This window comes from Microbulbifer pacificus (assembly GCF_002959965.1).
Classification (GTDB): domain Bacteria; phylum Pseudomonadota; class Gammaproteobacteria; order Pseudomonadales; family Cellvibrionaceae; genus Microbulbifer; species Microbulbifer pacificus_A.
Window position 1 is genome coordinate 1915025 of the sequence record NZ_PREV01000026.1, and the last position, 21948, is coordinate 1936972.

The window sequence follows — 21948 nt, forward strand, 5'->3', positions numbered from 1 at the left end:
CGTTTGCCTAACCCCGGTACGCTTCGGCGCAAAGTGTCAGGCCGCTTCAACGCGGCGCCTGCGGCCCTGTTTGCGACGATCCTGAAAACCCGCCCCGGCACCCGGCCTTCAATTCGAATATACTTGCTGCGTAGCCGATAAGATTATCGGCGTATTGAACTTCTTTATGCTCGTCATCCCGGTTTTGAGCCGGGATCCAGTCTTTCCGTCGCTGGAAAACTTCCTCAGAAATTTTCCGGCATTTTCGCCTTCTCGCGCGCTACTTCGCGACTGATGACACGCCGCTCTACCAGATCCTGCAGGCACTGGTCCATGGTCTGCATGCCGACGCTGGCACCGGTCTGGATGGCGGAGTACATCTGCGCGATTTTGTCTTCGCGGATCAGGTTACGGATCGCCGGGGTGCCGCGCATGATTTCGTGGGCGGCGACACGGCCGCCGCCGTTGCGTTTGAGCAGGGTTTGGGAGATTACCGCCTGCAGGGATTCCGACAGCATGGAACGCACCATGGCTTTTTCCTGTGCGGGGAATACGTCCACCACCCGGTCGATGGTTTTGGCGGCGGAGGTGGTATGCAGGGTGCCGAAGACGAGGTGACCGGTTTCCGCGGCGGTCAGCGCCAGGCGGATGGTTTCGAGGTCGCGCATCTCACCCACAAGAATGATGTCCGGGTCTTCACGCAGGGCGGAGCGCAGGGCTTCGGCGAAGCCGTGGGTGTCGCGGTGGACTTCCCGCTGGTTGACCAGGCATTTCTTGGATTCGTGTACGAATTCGATCGGGTCCTCGATGGTGAGGATGTGTTCGTACTTGTTGTCGTTGATGTAGTCGATCATCGCCGCCAGGGTGGTGGACTTACCGGAACCGGTGGGTCCGGTGACGAGAACCAGTCCGCGGGGGGTGTCGGAGATCTGCTTGAACACCTGGCCCATTCCCAGGTCTTCCATGGTGAGTACCTTGGAGGGAATGGTACGGAACACGGCGCCGGCGCCGCGGTTGTGGTTGAAGGCGTTGACACGGAAACGGGCGACGCCGGGGACTTCGAAGGAGAAGTCGGTTTCGAGGAACTCTTCGTAATCTTTGCGCTGCTTGTCGTTCATGATCTCGTAGATCAGGCCGTGTACCTGCTTGTGCTCCATGGGCGGCAGGTTGATACGGCGGACGTCGCCGTCCACCCGGATCATGGGCGGCAGGCCGGCGGAGAGGTGCAAGTCGGAGGCGTTCTGCTTGGCGCTGAAGGCGAGGAGTTCTGTAATGTCCATACTGCTACCTTTATTGTTCTCTTAACTTACTCTTGTCGATATGACGCGGGGGCACTGAGCGCATAGAATGCCCGCCGAGCAAAATTTGGGTCCCAGTATATGCGCAAAGGGTCTATCGCCGAAAACCTCAATTCCGTGACTGAGCGGATTGTCACAGCCTGCCGGTTTTGTGACCGGCAGGCGGATGCCGTTACTCTGCTGGCGGTGTCGAAAACCCGTCCGGCAGCGGACCTGCGTACCGCTTATGGCGCCGGTCAGCGCCATTTCGGTGAGAACTATCTGCAGGAGGCGCTGGATAAACAGGAAGCGCTTACAGATCTGGACATTGTGTGGCATTTCATCGGCCCACTGCAGTCCAACAAGACCCGGGATGTGGCGGCGCATTTTCACTGGTTGCACACGGTGGACCGCCTCAAGGTTGCCCGGCGTCTGTCTGAGCAGCGCCCCGGCGGGTTGCCGCCGCTCAATATCTGCCTGCAGGTGAATATCGATAACGAAGACAGCAAGTCCGGGGTCAGTCCGGAGGAATTACCGGCGCTGGCCGCGGCGGTGGCGGCATTGCCAAACCTGAGTTTACGGGGCTTGATGGCGATTCCGGCGCCGCGCGGTGAGACTGGGGACCAGCGGGTCCCGTTCCGGCGACTGGCGGCACTGCTGGAACAGTTGCGAGTCCAGCTGCCGGCGCAACCGCTGGACACCCTGTCCATGGGCATGTCCGGAGATATGGAGGCGGCGATATTCAGCGGCGCCACCATCGTACGTATAGGTACCGATATCTTCGGGGTCCGGAAATAGCGGCTGCGCGTCGCTGTTGGATTGGCAAGAGAGCACTCACAAGGAGTTAGCGATGTCTGAACACAAAATGGTCTTTATCGGCGGCGCCGGCAATATGGCCGGTGCGGTGATCGGTGGCATGGTGGCGAGTGGCTACCCGGCGGCCAATATCATGGCGACCGGTCGCGACGAGCAGAAGCTCCGGGATTTCGTCGCGCGCACCGGAGTGCGCGGCAGCACCGATAACCTTACCGCCATCCGCGACGCCGATGTGATCGTGCTGTCGGTCAAGCCCCAGGTAATGAAGGAACTGTGCGAAACCATCGCGTCCGATGTGAGTGCTCGCAAACCTCTGGTGATCACGCTTGCCGCGGGCATTCCATTGGCGGCCTATCAGCGCTGGCTGGGCGCGGGCGTGCCGATCATCCGCGCCATGCCGAATACCCCGGCGCTGGTGGGCACCGGGGTGACCGGGCTCTATGCCGGTGAAGGGGTCACCAATGAACACAAGTCCGTGGCCACGCAGATGGCGGACGCGGTGGGCATCGCCCTGTGGGTGGAGGAAGAATCCGGCATCGACCAGGTGATCGCGGTGTCCGGTTCCGGTCCAGCCTACTATTTCCAGTTTATGGAATCCATGATCGATGCCGCCGAAAAGGCCGGCATGAAACGGGAAGACGCTGCGCGCCTTACCTTGCAAACCGCTCTGGGCGCAGCGAAACTTGCGGTGGCCAGCCAGGTGGACGTGGCGCAACTGAAGCGCAATGTGATGTCACCGAACGGCACCACCGAGCGCGCGATCAAGCGTTTTGAGGAGGGGGGGCTGCCGAAGCTGGTGGCTCAGGCAATGCGGGATTGCGCGGCGCGCGCCGCGGAAATGGCACAAGAACTCGATAAGTAAAAGGACGTTTGATGGTCAGCACCTTCAGTAACATCGGCGTATTCATTCTCGCCACCCTCGGAATCCTGTTTCTGTTTGCGGTGCTGCTGCGCTTTATGCTGCAGTTGGCGCGGGCGGATTTTTACAATCCGATTTCCCAGGGCATCGTCAAAATTACCAACCCCCTTCTGCGTCCGCTGCGCAAGATTGTCCCCGGTCTGTTCGGTATCGACATGGCATCTCTGGTGCTCGCACTGCTGGTGGGCTGGGTGATGATTATGGGCGCGGGCATCCTCGCCGGCGCCGGGATGTTGAACCCGCTGTCGGCACTGCTGTGGTCCCTGCTCGGTTGCCTGATGACACTGATCGCCATCCTCTTTGTGGGGATGCTGATTTCCATTGTGGTGAGCTGGGTTGCCCCTCACAGCAGCAATCCCGCACTGGTGCTGCTGCGGCAGCTGCTGGAGCCGGTGTATGCGCCGGTGCGCAAGATTATCCCGCCGCTGGGGGTGATTGATATCAGCCCGATCTTTGTGTTCATTCTGCTCACGGTGGCGGACAAGCTGCTGACCGGCTTTGCCCAGAGCGCGCGTATGCCGCAACTCGTGTACAACCTGTTCTGGCACATACCTTTCTGATGTTTCCGGGAGTCGATGTGAGCGGCTCCCCATCTGACTTTCCTGTCAGATTCATTTGGCTTCACCAACCAGTTCGCGAAACACCGGCAACGGGGTTTCACTCTCCGCGGGCATGCTGGAAAATGTCCCGAAATTTCGTAAGCAGTAACAATAAGAACACCAAACATGGAAGATGCGACCTTGCGCAAGCACATTGCCGACTACGACCGGTGGAAAAAGGGTCTCGATGCCCAGTTCAACCGCTTCAGCCATTGGCTGGAGGAACACTTCCCCAACTCCGCGGGCGCCCGCCAAGTGGTACAGCAGGCGCGCCAGTTGCTGGTGGACGATCAGTTTACGGTGGCGCTGGTGGGGGAGTTCTCGCGCGGCAAGACCGAACTGATCAACGCGCTGCTGTCCCACACCTACGGTAAACGTTTGCTGCCATCGCGCCCGGGACGCACCACCATGTGCCCCACGGAAATCTTCAGCGATGGCACTCCGCAGGCGTCGGTGCGTCTGCTGCCCATCGAGACCCTCGCCACCAATACCAGCCTCGAGAGTTTCCGCCGTATCCCCCAGAAGTGGGTCAGCTTCGACTTTGACCCGGATGACGCCGATGCCACCCGCGACGCGCTGATGAAGGTGGCCTCAACCAAGGCAGTGACCCCGGAAGAGGCGGCGCGCTATGGTTTCGACCGCCGCCATCTGGACGGCAATGGCAACCTGGTGCAGATTCCCGCCTGGCGCTATGCGCTGATTTCCCTGCCGCACCCGCTGTTGGCCCAGGGCCTGCGTATCATCGATACGCCGGGACTGAACGCGCTGGGCAACGAGCCGGAACTGACGCTCTCTACTCTGCCCGGCGCCCAGGCGGTCGCTTTCCTGCTCTCCGCCGATGCCGGTGTCAGTGGTACGGACCTGAATATGTGGGAAACCCACCTGGTGCCACTCAAGGAGCATCGCGGCACCGCGGTGATGGCGCTGCTGAACAAGATCGATGTGCTGTGGGATGACCCGGACGAAGATTGCGAACAAATGCTGCGCAAAATGCGCTCGGAAGTGAGCAAGCTGCTGGATCTTCCGCAGGAGAGTGTGGTCGGCGTCTCCGCCAAGAAGGCCCTGCTGGCCCGGGCCGAGCGCGATCCGGCGCTGTTGCAGCAGAGCCGCTTCGGTGATTTCGAACAATTGCTGGTGCAGCGTCTGATGGACCATCGCCAGAAGGTGGCCAACCACCGCTCATTGCACCAGGCGTTGATGCTGATGGCGGATACCCGCGACCTGTTGAAGCGCCGCCTGAACAGCGGTCGCGCGACCCTCGAACACCTGAAGCGCCACGGCGCGACCAGCCCCGAGCAGGTCGAGGAACTGAAACAACTGCACCAGACCGCCAAGGAACAGCACAAGTACTGCCACCAGGAACTGCTGATGCTCAAATCCAGCCAGCGTATGCTGGCCCGCCAGCGCGCGTCGCTGCTGGCACCGGTATCCAGCCAGCAGCTGCAGCAACTGATCGACGAGACCCGTCAGGCCCTGCACGAGCGCTGGTCGCCGCTGGGGCTGGCGCGCGCCATCGACGGATTTATGGGCGGAGTGGAGCACCAGTTGTCCAACCTCGAGCGGGAGGTGGATCAGGCCAATCGGCTGGTGGACGCCATCTACGACCGTTCCAGCCTGAACAACATCACCACCGCTGAGCACCATTTCAATGTCGGCAGTTTCCGCGCTGCGCTGCGTGGCCTGCACCGGCAGGCCGCGCAGTTGCGCCGCTCACCACAGTTGCTTCTCGCGCGTCGCAACAGACTGACGGAGCGTTTTGTGGCGACGTTGGCGAATGAAGTGGGGCGGGTATACAGCCAGATGATTTCTGCGGTGGACGGTTGGCTGGAGCAGGTGCTGGAGCCGCTGAAGCAGCATGTGCAGTACCAGAAACACTTGTTGAACCGCCACCTGATCAAGCTGACGGAGTTGAAGCAGAAGACCCAGAGCAAGCGCACCGACCTGCGCGCGCTGGAGGAAGAATTGCTGCGCAACCACAGTGCACTGGGAGGGTTGGAAGATCTGCTCAAACAGACCCAGAGCCCGCCGCAACCCATACCGCCCGCGCCGGTGGCCAGCAATGTGACTCCGCTCAAGGCGCCCGCACACTCGTAACGGGACACCGGGGCGGTGTACTACCGCCCCCACCTTTCGTAAACTTGGCGCCCCGCCAAGCAACCACATGCGAAAGATTTTGACCACGGAAGCGCGATCCCCCAATTCAGCATTTCCGGCCAACTCGGTCGGTATCGTCGAGCCGCAAAGCCACACCTTTCCCGGGCCATTCAAGCTTGCCTGCGGCCGGGTGCTGGACGAATACACCCTGATGTATGAAACCTACGGCACACTCAACGCCGACAAAAGCAACGGTGTGCTGATCTGTCATGCACTTTCCGGGCATCACCACGCGGCGGGTTACCACAGCGAAAATGACAAACGCCCGGGCTGGTGGGATCACTATATCGGCCCCGGCAAGCCTATCGACACAAACAAATTCTTCGTGGTGGCGCTGAACAATCTCGGTGGCTGCCACGGTTCCACCGGCCCCGCGTCCATCAATCCGGCTACCGGTAACGTCTGGGGACCGGATTTCCCGCCATTGCGCGCGCGGGACTGGGTGCACAGCCAGGCGCAGCTGGCGGACCTGCTGGGAATCCGGCAGTGGGCGGCGGTGGTGGGTGGCAGCCTCGGCGGCATGCAGGCGATGCGCTGGTCGCTGGAGTATCCCGCGCGGCTGCGCCACTGCGTGGTGATCGCCTCGGCGATGAAACTGTCCGCACAGAATATCGCGTTCAACGAGACCGCCCGTCAGGCCATCACGTCTGATCCGGATTTTCGTGACGGTCGCTATCTGGAAGAAAATACCCTGCCGCGCCATGGTCTGGCGGTAGCGCGCATGATTGGGCACATTACCTATCTGTCCGACGATGGTCTGGGAAAGAAATTCGGGCGTGAACTGCGCTCGGGGACTTTCGAACAGGGCGTGGAGGAACTGGTGGAATTTCAGGTGCAGAGTTATCTGCGGCACCAGGGCGACTCCTTCTCCGGCAGCTTTGATCCGAACACCTATATCCTGATGACCCGTGCGCTGGATTATTTTGATCTGGCCCGTGAGTACGAGGACGACCCGGTAAAGGCGTTCTCCCACGCCCGCTGCAAATTCCTGCTGGTGTCATTTACCTCCGACTGGCGCTTTGCACCGGAGCGCTCGCGGGAAATCGCCGATGCCTTGATGCACGCGAATGTACCGGTTACCTACGCGGAGGTGGAATCGCCCATGGGCCACGATGCCTTCCTGCTGCCCAATGAGCGTTATGAAAAAGTATTTGCCGCATATATGAATAATGTTGCCCGTGAAGTAAACGCGGAGGTGACGGCATGACACGCAAGGATCTTGAGATTATTGCCGACTGGGTCGCGCCAAATTCGCGAGTTCTGGATCTCGGTTGCGGTGACGGGGAGCTGCTGGTGCGGCTGGCGCAGCAGAAGCAGGTCAACGGGTACGGTCTGGAAATCGATCCGTTGCAGATCCAGAAATGCGTCGAGCGCGGCGTGAATGTGGTGGAGCAGAACCTGGATAAAGGACTCGCCAACTTTGCCGACCAGAGCTTTGACACCGTGGTGATGACCCAGGCGCTGCAAACGCTGCGTTTTCCCCACCTGGTCGTGGAGGAAATGCTGCGAGTAGGGCGTGAATGTATTATTACCTTCCCCAATTTCGGGCAGTGGAAAGCGCGCTGGCACCTGGCCTTTTCCGGCCGCATGCCGGTATCCGATTTATTACCTTACGAATGGTATGACACGCCCAATATTCATTTTTGTACTTTCAGGGACTTTGAAGTGTTGTGTCGCGAGCACAATTGGGAAGTTTTGCACCGGCAAGTGGTCTCTGAGTCCGCAGTTTCCGGTGTTTTGAAGGATTTCTTACCGAATCTGTTTGGCGAAACAGCGATTTACCATCTGACTCGCTAATATTGATGTCAGAGAGTTGGGTAGCGTGTCACCCGCACCGGTTTCCGAGCGTATATACGGCAAGTTTGGATGACACGAAAATCATACGAGAACCATCACAGGAGGACGCCGTGAAACGTCTGTATGCTGCATTTATTTCCATAGCACTGCTGTTGTGGGCAGCCGCAGCGGCGGCGCAGGGTGCGAAAACCATCGAGAACCATCAGGATTTCGGTGATTACCGGGTCACCTACTCGGTGTTCAACAGCGACTTCATCTCCCCAGAAATCGCCCGGCACTACAATCTGGTGCGTGCCGATGATCGGGCCTTTGTGAATATTTCCGTGAGCAAGAAAGGCGAAACCAAGGGTGCAAGCGCGGGGGTTTCCGGCAATGCGACCAATCTGATTCAGCAGTCGCGATCACTGGAGTTTCAGGAAATCCGCGATCAGGATGCGGTTTATTACCTGGCGCCATTCCGCTTTGATCACGAGGAAAATCTCACCTTCAATATCGATCTGGTGCTGCCCGATGGCAGTACCCAGGAGCTCACCTTCCGCCGCCAGTTACACAAGAACTGACGTAATGCGCGATGGTTAAAACAGCGAGCGCGGGGCGCTCGCTGTTTTTGTATACCGGCGCCGAATTTTGACGCTGTCTGATTCTGATTATAGAAAGTCTCTATGGATAAAATCGTCCTCGCCAGTGGCAACGCGGGCAAGCTGAAAGAATTTTCTCTGCTTTTCTCTGGCTGGCAGATTGCGGTACTGCCGCAATCGGAATTCATCACCGAAGAAGCGGATGAAACTGGCCTCAGTTTTATCGAGAATGCGCTGATCAAGGCGCGTCACGCCAGTCGTGCCAGCAGTCTGCCGGCGCTGGCGGACGATTCCGGACTGGCGGTGGATGCGCTCGGCGGCGCACCGGGCATCTACTCCGCGCGCTATGCGGGCGCCGGGGCCAGCGATGCCGACAACAACGCCAAGCTGCTGGAAGCCCTGGAGGGTGTGCCGGCTGAATTGCGCTCAGCCAGTTTCCACTGTGCGCTTGCATTTGTACGCACGCCAGAGGACCCGGTACCTCTGGTGTGCACCGCGCGCTGGCAGGGGTTGATTGTGGATCGGCCCGCGGGCGATCAGGGGTTTGGCTACGACCCACTGTTTTATGTGCCCTCAGAAAAACTCACGTCTGCGCAGCTGTCGCGGGAAACTAAAAATCGTCTCAGCCATCGCGCCCGCGCTGTGAAAAAATTCGAACAGATGTGGCGCGAGGAAATGGTGCTGCCGGAGCGACAGCAGCACGCCGTCTCCGGCAAGACGATGATCTGAGAGTAATCCGTGTCCATCGACCTGTTGCCTCTGCGACTGCCGCCCCTCAGCCTCTATGTGCACATTCCCTGGTGTGTGCGCAAATGCCCCTATTGTGACTTCAACTCGCATGTGCACGCCGCCGGCGTTCAACAGGTTGTTGCAGATGCTCAAGTGGCCACTCGCCATACCGCGGGTGCCGAGTCGAGCGGTCAGCTGCCCGAAGTGGACTATGTGGATCAGCTGGAGCGGGACCTGCGCAGCCAGCTGCCCTGGGTGCAGGGGCGAAAACTGGGGTCCATCTTCTTCGGCGGCGGTACCCCAAGCCTGTTTTCACCGGCGGCTATCGGGCGGATTCTGGATCTGGCGGAATCCCTGGTGGGGTTCAAGGACGGGATCGAGATCACCCTGGAGGCCAATCCCGGTACCTTCGAGCAGGCCAAATTTGCCGGTTACCGCAGTGCCGGGGTCAACCGCCTCTCCATCGGTGTGCAGAGTTTTGACCCTCTGCAACTGCAGAACCTGGGGCGTATCCACACCGGCCCCGAGGCGGAGACCGCGGCCACCCAGGCCCGCAGCGCCGGCTTCGACAATATCAATATTGATCTGATGCACGGCCTGCCGGGGCAGTCAGAAACGGATGCGCTGCGCGACCTTCAGCGCGCGGTGGATCTCGAGGTCGAACATATCTCCTGGTACCAGCTCACCATCGAACCCAATACCGCCTTCTACTCGGCGCCGCCGGTCACGCCGGGTTCCGAGGAAATCGCGGCCATTCAGCAGGTTGGCAGGACCTATCTGGCGGAGCAGGGGTATGGTCGCTACGAGGTCTCCGCCTACTGTCGCACGGGGTTCGCCTCGCTACACAACCAGAATTACTGGTCGTTTGCTGACTATATCGGCGTCGGCGCCGGCGCCCACGGCAAGTACACCCTGCCGGAAAGTGGCCGAGTGATCCGCACCCAGCGCACCCGCGCCCCGCGGGACTATCTAGGCCTCGGTTGCGCGATCGGCGAGGGCGGGCTCGATTTCCCGCTCCCCAAAACGACGGACGTGCCCCCCGAGGAGCGGCCGCTGGAGTTTCTGATGAATGCACTGCGGCTCGTCGGCGGGGTGCCCGCAGAGACCTTCAGCGCCTATACCGGGCTGCCAACCTCGGTGCTGGCAAAGGAGTGGCAGCGCCTGCAGGCGATGGAACTGGTGGCTCCACTCGCGCCGCGGATTACCACCACCGCATTCGGCTATGACTATGTGGACGAAATATTGCAGCGATTCCTGCGCTCAGACTGACCGATCAGGCTGTCGCCTTGAAAATTGTATTTTGGCCCTCAAATAGGGCCACATGCCAACTGTTGCGGCGAAACGCCAATGGTGGCGAGAGCATTTGCCTTGCGAGGGTCGCGGACGCTACTTATCATGTTTGCCCGCGTGGCCCCTGGGCCCGAAGAAACAGAACCACAGGAAACCACTATGAGCGCGAATATCGTCAACGTTACCGATGCAGAATTTGAAGCCGAAGTACTCAAGGCCGAAGGCCCGGTACTGGTGGACTTCTGGGCCCAGTGGTGCGGCCCCTGCAAGATGATCGCGCCGGTTCTGGAAGATCTGGCCGGTCACTACGGCGAGAAGCTGAAGATCGTCAAAGTGGACGTGGATGCCAACAAGGAAGCCGCGGCCAAATACAATGTGCGCGGTATTCCCACCCTGCTGCTATTCAAAGGTGGCAATGTGGAAGGCACCAAGGTGGGCGCGTTGTCCCGCGCGCAGCTGACCGAATTCATCGACAGCCAGATCTGATCCCTCAGATTGCGGGGCGCCCAGCGCGCCCCGTGTCGTCCCGGCGGCGACCGGAGGTCAGGTAGCGTCGATCGGTGGATCAAATAGGCCTTGCAGGATGCCGAACTGCCGTTATACTGCCTAGTAATCAAGTTAACAGTTCAGTCCATATCTGAGCCGAGTCGCCAACCCCGCTGTCGATCCAGCCTCTCCGGCGCAAATTCCTCAAGTCGAAGACCCTCCTCTCTGGCGCCTTTGCCAAATCAAGCGTGCCAATGTGAGCGGTAATCCGTTTTCCGACAAGTGATGAGTTGCGTGCGGTCAGCCAGTCTTTCGGCAGATCTTTACGGGCATTATCAACATCGAACTTTCAACTCCCCCCGCAGAAACATCCGGCGCGTCCGCGCCAACGGATAGCAGAAACCTTAATAAAGCAATTGGTATGAACCTTTCTGAATTAAAAACAAAACCTATTGAAGAACTGATTGAAATTGCCAAGGGCATGGGGCTCGAAAACCTCGCCCGCTCGCGCAAGCAGGACATTATTTTCAATATCCTCAAGCGTCACGCCAAAAGCGGCGAAGACATCTACGGTGAGGGGGTATTGGAGATTCTTCAGGACGGGTTTGGTTTCCTGCGATCGGCCGACTCTTCCTATCTTGCCGGTCCCGATGATATCTATGTCTCCCCCAGCCAGATTCGCCGCTTCAACCTCCGCACCGGCGACTCCATTTCCGGCAAGATCCGCCCCCCCAAAGAAGGTGAGCGTTATTTTGCCCTGCTGAAAGTCAGCGATATCAATTTCGACAAGCCCGAAAACGCCCGCAACAAGATTCTTTTCGAAAACCTCACCCCGCTGTTTCCCAATGACCGACTCACTCTCGAGTGCGGAAACGGCTCCTCCGAAGACCTTATCGGCCGCATCATCGACCTGATCGCCCCCATCGGTAAAGGCCAGCGCGGTCTGATTGTGGCGCCGCCTAAAGCCGGTAAAACCATCATGTTGCAGAACATGGCGCAGGCCATCACCCGCAACAACCCGGAGTGCCACCTGATCGTTCTGCTGATTGACGAACGGCCGGAAGAGGTAACGGAAATGCAGCGTTCCGTGCGCGGCGAAGTGGTTGCGTCCACCTTTGACGAGCCGCCTGCCCGTCACGTACAGGTTGCAGAAATGGTGATCGAGAAGGCCAAGCGCCTGGTGGAGCACAAGAAAGACGTGGTGATCCTGTTGGATTCCATTACCCGCCTGGCGCGGGCCTATAACACCACAGTACCGAGCTCCGGCAAGGTGCTGACCGGCGGTGTTGACGCCCACGCCCTTGAGCGTCCGAAGCGCTTTTTTGGTGCGGCGCGGAATATCGAGGAGGGCGGCAGCCTATCCATCATTGCTACTGCACTGGTGGATACCGGTTCCAAGATGGACGAGGTCATCTTCGAGGAATTCAAGGGTACCGGTAACATGGAGCTGCAGTTGGATCGCAAGATCGCCGAGAAACGCGTCTACCCGGCGATCAATGTCCGCCGCTCAGGTACCCGCCGGGAAGAGCTGCTGATGCCGGAAGGCGAAATGCAGCGCGTCTGGATCCTGCGCAAGCTACTGCACGATATGGAAGACCTCGCCGCCACCGAATTCCTGATCGACAAGCTGAAGGACTTCAAGACCAACGATGAGTTCTTCCTGTCCATGAAGCGGAAATAAATTCTATATAGAATCAAGGCTGACGGTTTGCGTCAGCCTTTTTTGTATCGTTTGGATAAATTTTGCAATGCGACGAATGAGGCGGGAAATTACGCCGATTCCTGTTGAAATAGCGGGGCGTTAGGCATATAAAGGCCAGCATTGCGGTGTAAATGACCAATGTTTACGCCAACCGAATTGGTCACAGGCGGCTGGGAAGTCGGCTGTATTCAGGCCAATCTCAAATGGATAACGTGGTGGAGCTGGTTATCCAATTGTGAATGCTCGACAGCCCACTTACTCATGTGAGACTTTTTTGTGAATATCTATATCGGAAATCTGGCCTACGGCGTAACCTCTGACGATCTGCACCAAGCGTTCGGTGCGTTCGGTGAAATCTCCCGGGCTACTGTAATCACTGACCGGGAAACTGGCCGTTCTAAAGGTTTTGGTTTCGTAGAAATGCCGAACGACGACGAAGCGCGTAAGGCTATCGAAGAAATGAATGACAAGCCGCTGTCTGGCCGTAACATTCGTGTTAACGAAGCCAAGCCGCGCGAAGACCGTGGCGGCGACCGCCCGCGTCGTCCCCGCTTCTAAGTTATCGCTTAGATGCCCGGCAACCCGCAGCCAGTGCTGCGGGTTGTTCCATTCTCCTTCCCTCTTTCTTTTCGCCATATTCTGAAGTGCGGCGAACGGCTTCTTTTGCTTCTTACCTTCCCATTTTCCCCATTTTGTTCTGACTGTTTTACACTGGCCGCTGAATTTTCTGGTCGACCGGTAAAACATGAAATACAAAGATCTGCGTGACTTTATTCGCCTGCTGGAAAAGCGCGGCCTGTTGAAACGCATCAAGCACCCTGTTAGCCCCTATCTCGAAATGACAGAAATTGCCGACCGCGTTCTGCGCGCAGGGGGGCCGGCATTGTTGTTTGAAAACCCGACTGGATACGACACGCCGGTGCTCGCCAATCTGTTTGGCACCCCCGAACGCGTTGCGCTTGGGATGGGGCGCGAATCCGTCAGTGAACTCAGGGAAGTGGGTGAATTATTGGCATTTTTGAAGGAACCCCAACCTCCCGAGGGTTTGAAAGATGCGTGGGAGAAGTTACCCGTCTTCAAACAGGTTATGAACATGGGCCCGAAGCTTGTCAGCAAGGCCGAGTGTCAGGCGATAGTGATAAATGGGGAGGACGTCGACCTGGCTCAGCTGCCAATTCAGACCTGCTGGCCCGGTGACGCCGCTCCCCTGGTCACCTGGCCGCTGGTTATCACCCGCGGGCCGGAAAAAAAGCGCCAGAACCTTGGAATCTATCGCATGCAATTGATTGGAAAAAACCGTCTGATCATGCGCTGGCTGTCCCATCGTGGGGGAGCGCTGGACTTCCGTGATTGGCAGCAGAAATTCCCCGGCGAACCATTCCCTGTCGCGGTAGCGCTTGGCGCTGATCCAGCAACCATCCTCGGCGCCGTTACACCGGTACCAGACACTCTCTCCGAATATGCGTTCGCGGGGCTGCTCCGTGGCGGTAAAACCGAAGTCGCGGATGCAAAACTCAGTGACCTGCAGGTACCCGCAAGCGCGGAATTTGTACTGGAAGGGTTTATCTACCCGGAAGATATGGCCGATGAAGGCCCCTACGGTGATCACACCGGGTACTACAACGAAGTGGATCGCTTCCCGGTATTCACTGTAGAAAAAATTACCCACCGGAAAGACCCCATCTACCACAGCACCTATACCGGTCGTCCACCAGACGAGCCGGCGGTATTGGGTGAAGCGCTGAACGAAGTCTTCGTGCCGATATTGCGTAAGCAATTTCCAGAGATCGTTGACTTCTACTTGCCTCCCGAGGGTTGTTCATACCGTCTCGCGGTAGTCACCATGAAAAAGCAGTACCCCGGACACGCAAAGCGCGTAATGATGGGCGTTTGGTCATTCCTGCGACAGTTTATGTATACAAAGTTTGTCATTGTTACTGATGATGACGTCAACGCCAGAGACTGGAAAGACGTGATCTGGGCCATGACCACGCGTATGGATCCGGCACGCGATACCGTCATGGTGGAAAATACACCGATTGATTATCTCGATTTCGCCTCTCCGGTGTCCGGGCTCGGATCGAAGATCGGGTTTGATGCAACGAACAAATGGGAAGGTGAAACAACCAGAGAGTGGGGAAGGCCTATTGTCAAAGATCGAGAGGTCACTCAGCGAGTTGATGAGATATGGTCCGATTTGGGACTCTGATAAAAACGGAAGTGAATACACCACGGAGGGTGAATGGAAATTATAAAAACATACAAACCGGGACAGGATGGCAGCAAACGCTATGTCCAGAAATATGGCGAGCAGCTTTGCGCGGTGCGCTATCGACGTTCCCCGTGTAAGCGGACTGTATACACCACTGTGGAAATCATCGTTGCTCAGAGGGATGCGTACCAGCGACAAGACAGGGAAAGAGGGAATTCAAAGTGGGTAGCGTTGAAAATAGGTCAAAAGGAACTGACGCTTAGAGGTGAGGTAAAACGAATCGGCGGAAGGTGGAGCCGCGTAGCAAAGGTCTGGGTTGTTCAACGCTCTCTCGCCCAAAGCGCAAATCTCGACCACAGGATTGTTGAGGGTCTAGTTACCAGTTGCACCGATATCCCAACCTGGGACTAGCGCCCAAAGTCCATATCTAGGCATTATTGCCAGATATGGAAGAAGAAATCCAGATTTAGGCAGTTTGCCTAGATCTGGAGCTTATGAATAAACTGTTAACTGTCATGAATAGAAAATTTATCATTTCAATTTTAGGTATGTTGATTTCTGTCTTTTCTCAAGCAGATCAGCCACGCGGAAGCAATCTTCATATATGGTCGGAGAATGATGATGTTTATGTTTTGCACTCCCATGTTACTCGTGCGTGGACGGTTGAAAATTCAGATTTACGTATAATTAGAAAAGATGACGGTAAAGTTATTTTCAATGCGAAAACAACACCGTTCACGAAAATAGTTCCGGTAGAGGGGGGAGCATACTTTGCTGGTCTATCAGATCTTCAAGCCGGCTCAATGCCTCATGGCTACAATTTCGCGCTTTTTGATTCAATGGGGAACTTTATCTCTAGGGTCTACGTTTCTCGGGAAAGTGGCTACTGTGAAAAAGTAAGGCAGTCAGTATCCCAATCTATTGGTTGGTTTTCTAGGAATCCGAAAATCAAACTTGATAGAGAAAACGGGGAAATAACTAATATCGTAGTTAGCCCGTACTACGCTGACTCGAAGCCATGCTACCTTCCAGTTGGTGACCATCTAATTAAGCTCCGGAGTGAATCCCAAGGCAGCAGTTAACAAAGCGCTGCAGAGGGACGGCCAACGCTATGCACCTTTGTGCTGGTCGCTACGCTTCCATTGTTGCACAAAGGTGCATAGCATTGTCCGCCCCTGAGCGCGGCGTTAGCTTTCAAGAGGCATCGATCTGATGTACGGAATTGAAAATATAGGCCTTTTTATTGTATCTGGCTTAATTTTGAACATTCTTCCTGGCCCGGACTCTCTTCTAATTGCGGGTAGAAGCCTCTCACAGGGCTTTAAAGGCGGCTCGGCAGCCGCGCTTGGTATAGGCGCCGGCACATTTGTACATATTTTCGCAGCCATGGCTGGCCTGTCGGTTGTTATAGCTACATCAGCTACTGCATTCACTGTCATTAAAATTCTAGGTGGCCTGTACCTCATTTATATTGCAGTAAGTATGATTTTAGATCGGGAAAGTGCGACTCAAATTGATTGCCCTCAGGTAAGAAAAGAGCCTTATAGGAAAATTTTCATAGAAGGTTTTCTTACTAATGTTTTGAATCCAAAAGTCGCGGTATTCTTTCTAGCGTTCATACCACAGTTTATTTCTCCTGAAAGTCAAAACCATCCTCTGGCTTTCCTGATTCTAGGTGTAATTTTCAATGTAAATGGCATGTTATGGTGTCATTTTCTGGCATGGTCTTCGGCTGCAGTGGGTGCGCGTGTGGTCGCAAGTGGCAAGGTTAAGAAATGGCTCAATCGTATGGCTGCAACAATGTTTGGGTACTTCGGAATAAGATTAGTGCTAACGGCCCAAAGCTAACAAGGTGCTGCAGGCCGACGGCCAACTTTGTGCACTTTACGCGCGGTCGCTGCGCTCCTATTATCGCGCATAAAGCGCCCAAAATTGTCCGCGGCTGAGCGCGGCGTTATGCATTTATACAGATGAGCGAGTAATTTAAAAAATGTCGATGGAATTATTTATTTTTCTTGCTTTGGATGTACCGTTGGGCACAAACGATCTAAATGAAGTGGCGAAGAATCTGGAGCCACGAGTCGTCTATGAAGAAAACGTTAACCTCGAAAAGCATAGCGGGTTCTTGCCAGTAACCTTGAGAGGAAGTAAATCTGGTGTAGAAACTTACAGTATTGGCTATTCAAGTCTGGAAAATTATCTACCAAAAAATGAGAGTTTAAACTCCTCAAATACAAAGGTTCTGCAGCTGCGCTGGGGTAGCAGTCAAGAGGAGAGCATCGTTGCATTCTATACTGCTTCATTATTCTCAACTCACTTCAATGGTGTGGTTTTTGATCCAATGAGCGGTGTATATCTAAAAGAAAACCAGGTACGCCAAGCGCTATCGACGTTCAGCGAAGGCACAGAGTAGCGCCATGCATAACAAGGCGCTGCAGGCCGACGGCCAACTTTGTGCGTTTTATGCGCGGTCGCTGCGCTCCCATTATTGCGCATAAAGCGCACAAAATTGTCCGCGGCTGAGCGCGGCGTTAACGTAGGGAATCACAAAAAGTGAAAGTGGTTAACCTGCAAGAAATAATGAAGGAATCCTGTATCGGGTTTTGTTGGGCTCCGGAAGTCAGAACCAGGTAGCTAAGTTTCCGGTAGCGGATTCTGTGCAGCCTGAGAGTCAGCTAGAGGTAGAGTTCGTTCCGCATCGAGCACAGATTCTCGATTCAAAGCCATCTTTGTTGCTGGGGTTAAGAAAAGAATGAGATTTTCAAAATACGTGGAAGAACTCACTCTTTTTAAAGGCAGTGAAGTAGGCCAAAGTTGGTTCTTGGCTTTGTGCGCTTCGGCAGTAAAAACCGAGGTTCACGTTAACAAGGCACTGCAGGCGACGGCCAACTTTGTGCACTTTATGCGCGGTCGCTTCGCTCCCATTATCGCGCATAAAGCGCACAAAGTTGTCCGCGCCTGAGGGCGGTGTTATGCGTCAAAAACTGGAAAGTGAAAAATATCGGTAATAAGTAAAATTTGGAAGTTTCTAGCATTCACTGATCAAGAAAAGGTCAAGTTTTCGTTTGCCATTGTAATGTCATTGGTGGCCGCATTAATTTCTTTCTATGAGAGGCACGAGAAGGATCTAAAAAGGGAACAGAATCTTACTTATGAAAAACAGGTAGAAAGGTTGGCTAGCATACAAAGCAGCGTTAAAGACTTGGCTGATTTCGTTTCTCAGCAGCAAAAGCAACTAGAGTCTTCGAGAGTTACTTTACAAAGCCTGGAAAATGAAAGGAAGAAACTAGAGCCGGTTGTACAAGCAGACCGAGAGGTAGTCGAAGCCATATTAAAATTACAAGCAGAAAAAGAAGTTTCAAGTGTTTGGCTTGAGCGTGGCATAGGCTTTTTATTAGGTATAGCAGGTTCGCTAATAGCGTCAATTATCTTTGCCTTCGCCCGAAAACGAGTGGGTCCTAGCGGTGTTCAAGAAACCGCATAACAAGCTAATGAACTTCGCGCGCGAAATGCGCGCGCCGGACAGCCTGCGCTACGCTTCGGCTGCCGGTTATTAGAGCGTTATGAGTCGTCAATTTAGAGGTAGATTCAATGATTGAAGGAATGGAAATTAAAGACTTGGTAATGATCGGTGCAGTTATTTTAGGCCCGGTGCTTGCAGTCCAGTCTCAAAAAATTATTGAATCGGCTAGAGATAAGAAAAATCGCCGGTTGAAAATTTTCCAAACTTTGATGGCTACACGAGCCTCAAGGGTATCTATAGATCATGTGGCTGCACTCAACATGATAGATATCGAATTTTATGGGAGAAGAATTTTTGGGGTTCGCATTCAAACAAGGAAAGAAAAGGCGGTAACGAATGCCTGGAAAAACTATAACAATCAGTTAAATACACAATATACTCCTGAGCAGTTCGTAGTTTGGGTAGATGGCTGTTTCAACTTATTCGCGAAGCTATTGTATGAAATGTCAAAAACATTAGGTTACGACTTCGATGAGGTTCAGATAAAAAGAGATTGCTATATGCCCATCGCTCACGGCGACTTAGAGCAAGATCAGCTCCGGCTAAGAAAAATGCTTTTGGAGGTTCTGGCGGGCAGTCGCGGGGTTCCAATTACGCAATTTTCTGAAGAGTCTTCTGCTACGGAAAGCCCGAGCTCTGAGCACTCATAACAATCACAGGCAGTAAAGCTCCGGCCCTTCGGGCCTCCGCGGGACGTCTTACCTTGTGCACCTTTTGCGCGGGTCGCTACGCTCCCATTTTCGCGCAAAATGCGCACAAGGTAAGCCGCCCCTGCTGTGGGCGTTAACGTAGGTAATCACTAGAAATTAAAGTGGTTAAACCTATAGAAAAATGAAAGTTTCCGGTAGCTGATGCCTTCAGGGTAAGAAAGTCAGTACCTGGTCGATAACTTTTCGGTAGCTGATTTCGTGCAGCCTGAGAGTCCGCTAAAGGTAAAGATCGTGCCGCATCGGGCACGGATTCACGAATCAAGGCCATTTTTGTTGCTGGAGTTAAGGGAAGAATAAGCTTTTTAAAAATGAGTGGGAAAACCACTCTTTATAAAGGCAGCAAAGTAGGGCAATTTTAGTTCCTAGTTTTGTGTGCTTCGGTAGTCGAAACCGAGGTTCACGTTAACAAGGCATTGCAGCCGACGGCTAACCTTGTGCACTTTCTGCGCTGGTCGCTGTCGCTCCCATTATCGCGCATAAAGCGCACAAGGTTAGCCGCGGCTGAGCGCGGCGTTATACGTAAATACAAATGTCTAAAGAGCCAACGATAAAAGTAATTTACAACTCCGCTTGCCCAGTATGTGATGCGGGCATTAGCTCGCAGAAAAAGAAGTCGGCTAGCTGCAATGTAAATTGGCAAGATGTGCACCTTGATCACGAATTAGCCAAAAATATCGGTGCAGACGTAGAGTTTGTTAGGAAACGGTTACACGCAATTGATGAAAATGGAAATCTTAAGGTTGGTTTCGAGGCTTTCATTCTCATCTGGGAAAATTCGCCATCCGACAAATGGAAGGCAAAAATTTCAAAGGTTCCGATCCTAAGGCAAGTTTTGGGCATTATCTACAATGCGTTTGCGTGGTGCCTATACACGTGGAACCGCGCATTAAAGCATTGGTAACGTATAACAAGGCGCTGCAGGCCGACAGCTTACTTTGCGCACCTTTTGCGCGGTCGCTGTCGCTCCCATTTTCGCGCAAAATGCGCACAAAGTAAGCTGCGGCTGAGCGCGGCGTTAAATGCCAGTAATCAAAAAATCTATCGCGTTTATAATTTCATCGCGAAAAGTTTCTAGGTTTTCGACGGGGCGTCTCAATATTGATTTCGGTGCACTGGTTAGCTGGTGAGTAAGTAGCGCGTACTCATTGCTGTCAATTTGAAAAATTGGGCATAAACGTTCTGGCGCTTCTCTTTCCAGATTCTGAGCTGGAATTACCGGAATCACGATTCTGGAGTTCAGTACAGAGATTAGGTCAGTTTGCACATCCAAAAAATATGGATAGGCCTTTCTGGTGGTTTTATCTGTGTTTTCGTAGAGGGTAAACTGGCTCACTAGAAATCCCTAAATGCGTCAGAGAAAAGGCCGTTCTTTTCCACGAACTCATTGCAGGCTTCAAGGCCTTTTTGATTGGCTTTCAGCCATTCTTCAGCCTGTCGCTTGCTGACTTCGGCAGCCAATGCCTTCTCAAGCGTTGCGGAAAGGTTGATATTAAGCTGCTTTGCCTTAGTGAGTAAGTCTTTGTTTAGGCTAAGGTTTGTAGGTTTCTTGGCCGCTGAATGGTCATAAATTGACTTCATGGTCACTATCCTCGCATGGGTCATGTGCATAGTTTATGCGCATAGTCCGTGCGTGGCAAATGCATTTAACAATCAGCGGCAGAGCGACAGCCAACGCTACGCACCTTTTGTGTTACTCGCTGGCGCTCAAACATTAACACAAAACGCGCTCCGCGCTGGCTGCGCCTGCGCTGGGCGTTAGCTTTCAAGAGGCATCGATCTGATGTACGGAATTGAAAATATAGGCCTTTTTATTGTATCTGGCTTAATTTTGAACATTCTTCCTGGCCCGGACTCTCTTCTAATTGCGGGTAGAAGCCTCTCACAGGGCTTTAAAGGCGGCTCGGCAGCCGCGCTTGGTATAGGCGCCGGCACATTTGTACATATTTTCGCAGCCATGGCTGGCCTGTCGGTTGTTATAGCTACATCAGCTACTGCATTCACTGTCATTAAAATTCTAGGTGGCCTGTACCTCATTTATATTGCAGTAAGTATGATTTTAGATCGGGAAAGTGCGACTCAAATTGATTGCCCTCAGGTAAGAAAAGAGCCTTATAGGAAAATTTTCATAGAAGGTTTTCTTACTAATGTTTTGAATCCAAAAGTCGCGGTATTCTTTCTAGCGTTCATACCACAGTTTATTTCTCCTGAAAGTCAAAACCATCCTCTGGCTTTCCTGATTCTAGGTGTAATTTTCAATGTAAATGGCATGTTATGGTGTCATTTTCTGGCATGGTCTTCGGCTGCAGTGGGTGCGCGTGTGGTCGCAAGTGGCAAGGTTAAGAAATGGCTCAATCGTATGGCTGCAACAATGTTTGGGTACTTCGGAATAAGATTAGTGCTAACGGCCCAAAGCTAACAAGGTGCTGCAGGCCGACGGCCAACTTTGTGCACTTTACGCGCGGTCGCTGCGCTCCTATTATCGCGCATAAAGCGCCCAAAATTGTCCGCGGCTGAGCGCGGCGTTAGGCTATTTAGAGAAATTAATGAACATTGAAGCTTGGCTGGCATTTACTGCAATTGCATCCGTAGCAACTATCGTGCCTGGACCGGCGATGCTACTGGTCGCCACGCATAGTTTGAGATTCGGAGTTCTTCAATCTCTAAAAACAATCTTGGGTAACATTACAGGCCTAGCAATCCTATCGAGCATATCTGTTGCGGGCTTAAGTGCACTAATTCTATATTCTTCAGGTGCTTTTCTGGCAGTTAAAATTATAGGGGCGCTCTACCTCACATACCTTGGAATTAAAATTTGGCGGAACGGCGTCTCGCCTATTAATGTGGAAGAGGCTGATTCAAATAAACGGGGCAGCTTCTTGTATCTGCAAGGTATCGCCGTTTCGCTTTCAAACCCTAAAGCCATTGCGTTTACAACTGCGCTCTTTCCTCAATTTATCGATCCCGGCCAAAACGTATTTTTCCAATTTGTAATATTTTTGGGGACTTTTATGGCTTTATCATTTACATGCTTGAGTGTTTGCTCAATCATCGCTCACAAAGCATCGTATAGAGTTTCAAAGAGTTTATCGTTTAATCTGGGGAAAGTGTTTGGTGGCTGTTTAGTTGGAGCTGGCGGCTTACTGCTAGTTTCCAAGCACCAGTAGCCTAACAAGGCGC

25 protein-coding genes are annotated in these 21948 nt (G+C 54.0%); 22 read left to right on the forward strand and 3 right to left on the reverse strand.

The features are described 5' to 3' along the window. Window positions 1–224: 224 nt before the first annotated feature. Complete coding sequence (locus C3938_RS08570; protein WP_105102733.1) at window positions 225–1259, reverse strand: type IV pilus twitching motility protein PilT; 1035 nt, start codon at window positions 1257–1259, stop codon at window positions 225–227. A 99-nt stretch (window positions 1260–1358) separates the two neighbouring features. On the opposite strand from C3938_RS08570, the gene C3938_RS08575 reads away from it, so the two are divergent. The 20 genes from C3938_RS08575 (at window position 1359) to C3938_RS08665 (ending at window position 19672) form a co-directional block, all read left to right on the forward strand. Next, window positions 1359–2054 (forward strand): YggS family pyridoxal phosphate-dependent enzyme, encoded by a 696-nt coding sequence (locus C3938_RS08575; protein ID WP_105102734.1) that lies wholly within the window; start codon window positions 1359–1361, stop codon window positions 2052–2054. A gap of 52 nt (window positions 2055–2106) precedes the next feature. Further along, window positions 2107–2934: a pyrroline-5-carboxylate reductase gene (proC, locus tag C3938_RS08580; protein WP_233998723.1), complete on the forward strand. Its 828-nt coding sequence runs from the start codon at window positions 2107–2109 to the stop codon at window positions 2932–2934. An 11-nt stretch (window positions 2935–2945) separates the two neighbouring features. Beyond that, window positions 2946–3551 carry a YggT family protein gene (locus C3938_RS08585; protein ID WP_105102735.1) on the forward strand — a complete coding sequence of 202 codons (606 nt, stop codon included), beginning with the start codon at window positions 2946–2948 and terminating at the stop codon, window positions 3549–3551. Window positions 3552–3716: 165 nt separating this feature from the next. Further along, complete coding sequence (locus C3938_RS08590) at window positions 3717–5684, forward strand: dynamin family protein (RefSeq protein WP_105102736.1); 1968 nt, start codon at window positions 3717–3719, stop codon at window positions 5682–5684. Between the two features lie 67 nt (window positions 5685–5751). Continuing rightward, window positions 5752–6951 (forward strand): homoserine O-succinyltransferase MetX, encoded by a 1200-nt coding sequence (gene metX, locus C3938_RS08595; RefSeq protein WP_105102737.1) that lies wholly within the window; start codon window positions 5752–5754, stop codon window positions 6949–6951. Beyond that, entirely contained in the window at window positions 6948–7541 is a 594-nt protein-coding gene (gene metW, locus C3938_RS08600; protein WP_105102738.1) for a methionine biosynthesis protein MetW, read from the forward strand. The genes metX and metW overlap by 4 nt, the downstream gene beginning before the upstream one ends. Before the next feature lie 110 nt (window positions 7542–7651). After that, entirely contained in the window at window positions 7652–8101 is a 450-nt protein-coding gene (locus C3938_RS08605) for a DUF4426 domain-containing protein (protein ID WP_105102739.1), read from the forward strand. Window positions 8102–8203: 102 nt separating this feature from the next. Further along, window positions 8204–8848 (forward strand): RdgB/HAM1 family non-canonical purine NTP pyrophosphatase, encoded by a 645-nt coding sequence (rdgB, locus tag C3938_RS08610; RefSeq protein ID WP_105102740.1) that lies wholly within the window; start codon window positions 8204–8206, stop codon window positions 8846–8848. A gap of 9 nt (window positions 8849–8857) precedes the next feature. Next, complete coding sequence (gene hemW, locus C3938_RS08615; RefSeq protein ID WP_233998725.1) at window positions 8858–10117, forward strand: radical SAM family heme chaperone HemW; 1260 nt, start codon at window positions 8858–8860, stop codon at window positions 10115–10117. A 180-nt stretch (window positions 10118–10297) separates the two neighbouring features. Continuing rightward, complete coding sequence (gene trxA / locus C3938_RS08620) at window positions 10298–10624, forward strand: thioredoxin TrxA (RefSeq protein WP_043320505.1); 327 nt, start codon at window positions 10298–10300, stop codon at window positions 10622–10624. A gap of 421 nt (window positions 10625–11045) precedes the next feature. Next, window positions 11046–12305 carry a transcription termination factor Rho gene (gene rho / locus C3938_RS08625; protein WP_105102741.1) on the forward strand — a complete coding sequence of 420 codons (1260 nt, stop codon included), beginning with the start codon at window positions 11046–11048 and terminating at the stop codon, window positions 12303–12305. Window positions 12306–12602: 297 nt separating this feature from the next. After that, window positions 12603–12884 (forward strand): RNA recognition motif domain-containing protein, encoded by a 282-nt coding sequence (locus C3938_RS08630; protein ID WP_105102742.1) that lies wholly within the window; start codon window positions 12603–12605, stop codon window positions 12882–12884. Window positions 12885–13071: 187 nt separating this feature from the next. Next, window positions 13072–14535 carry a 4-hydroxy-3-polyprenylbenzoate decarboxylase gene (gene ubiD / locus C3938_RS08635; RefSeq protein WP_105102743.1) on the forward strand — a complete coding sequence of 488 codons (1464 nt, stop codon included), beginning with the start codon at window positions 13072–13074 and terminating at the stop codon, window positions 14533–14535. 497 nt (window positions 14536–15032) lie between these two features. Further along, a complete protein-coding gene (locus C3938_RS17810) occupies window positions 15033–15620 on the forward strand; it encodes a hypothetical protein (protein WP_158681611.1) in 588 nt (195 codons plus the stop codon). A 130-nt stretch (window positions 15621–15750) separates the two neighbouring features. Further along, on the forward strand, window positions 15751–16386 hold the full coding sequence (locus C3938_RS08645; RefSeq protein ID WP_105102745.1) for a LysE family translocator: 636 nt from the start codon (window positions 15751–15753) through the stop codon (window positions 16384–16386). 148 nt (window positions 16387–16534) lie between these two features. Next, window positions 16535–16951 carry a hypothetical protein gene (locus C3938_RS17815; RefSeq protein WP_158681612.1) on the forward strand — a complete coding sequence of 139 codons (417 nt, stop codon included), beginning with the start codon at window positions 16535–16537 and terminating at the stop codon, window positions 16949–16951. Between the two features lie 339 nt (window positions 16952–17290). After that, the gene (locus C3938_RS08650; RefSeq protein WP_105102746.1) at window positions 17291–17500 is read left to right on the forward strand and encodes a hypothetical protein; all 210 of its coding nucleotides are present in this window, start codon (window positions 17291–17293) and stop codon (window positions 17498–17500) included. 123 nt (window positions 17501–17623) lie between these two features. Beyond that, the gene (locus C3938_RS08655; protein ID WP_158681613.1) at window positions 17624–18022 is read left to right on the forward strand and encodes a hypothetical protein; all 399 of its coding nucleotides are present in this window, start codon (window positions 17624–17626) and stop codon (window positions 18020–18022) included. A gap of 107 nt (window positions 18023–18129) precedes the next feature. Then, window positions 18130–18711 carry a DUF6680 family protein gene (locus tag C3938_RS08660; RefSeq protein ID WP_105102748.1) on the forward strand — a complete coding sequence of 194 codons (582 nt, stop codon included), beginning with the start codon at window positions 18130–18132 and terminating at the stop codon, window positions 18709–18711. A gap of 589 nt (window positions 18712–19300) precedes the next feature. Next, window positions 19301–19672, forward strand: a complete 372-nt coding sequence (locus C3938_RS08665; RefSeq protein ID WP_105102749.1) for a thiol-disulfide oxidoreductase DCC family protein — start codon at window positions 19301–19303, stop codon at window positions 19670–19672. 114 nt (window positions 19673–19786) lie between these two features. Here C3938_RS08665 and C3938_RS08670 read toward each other — a convergent pair whose 3' ends face one another. Next, entirely contained in the window at window positions 19787–20104 is a 318-nt protein-coding gene (locus C3938_RS08670) for a CcdB family protein (RefSeq protein ID WP_105102750.1), read from the reverse strand. Beyond that, window positions 20104–20349 (reverse strand): type II toxin-antitoxin system CcdA family antitoxin, encoded by a 246-nt coding sequence (locus tag C3938_RS08675; RefSeq protein ID WP_043320922.1) that lies wholly within the window; start codon window positions 20347–20349, stop codon window positions 20104–20106. Before C3938_RS08675 ends, C3938_RS08670 begins: the two co-directional genes overlap by 1 nt. 202 nt (window positions 20350–20551) lie before the next feature. Here C3938_RS08675 and C3938_RS08680 point away from each other — a divergent pair, with 202 nt between their 5' ends. Next, window positions 20552–21187, forward strand: coding sequence for a LysE family translocator (locus C3938_RS08680; RefSeq protein WP_105102745.1), 636 nt, complete (start codon window positions 20552–20554; stop codon window positions 21185–21187). Window positions 21188–21314: 127 nt separating this feature from the next. Next, complete coding sequence (locus C3938_RS08685) at window positions 21315–21935, forward strand: LysE family translocator (protein WP_105102751.1); 621 nt, start codon at window positions 21315–21317, stop codon at window positions 21933–21935. Window positions 21936–21948 lie beyond the last annotated feature (13 nt).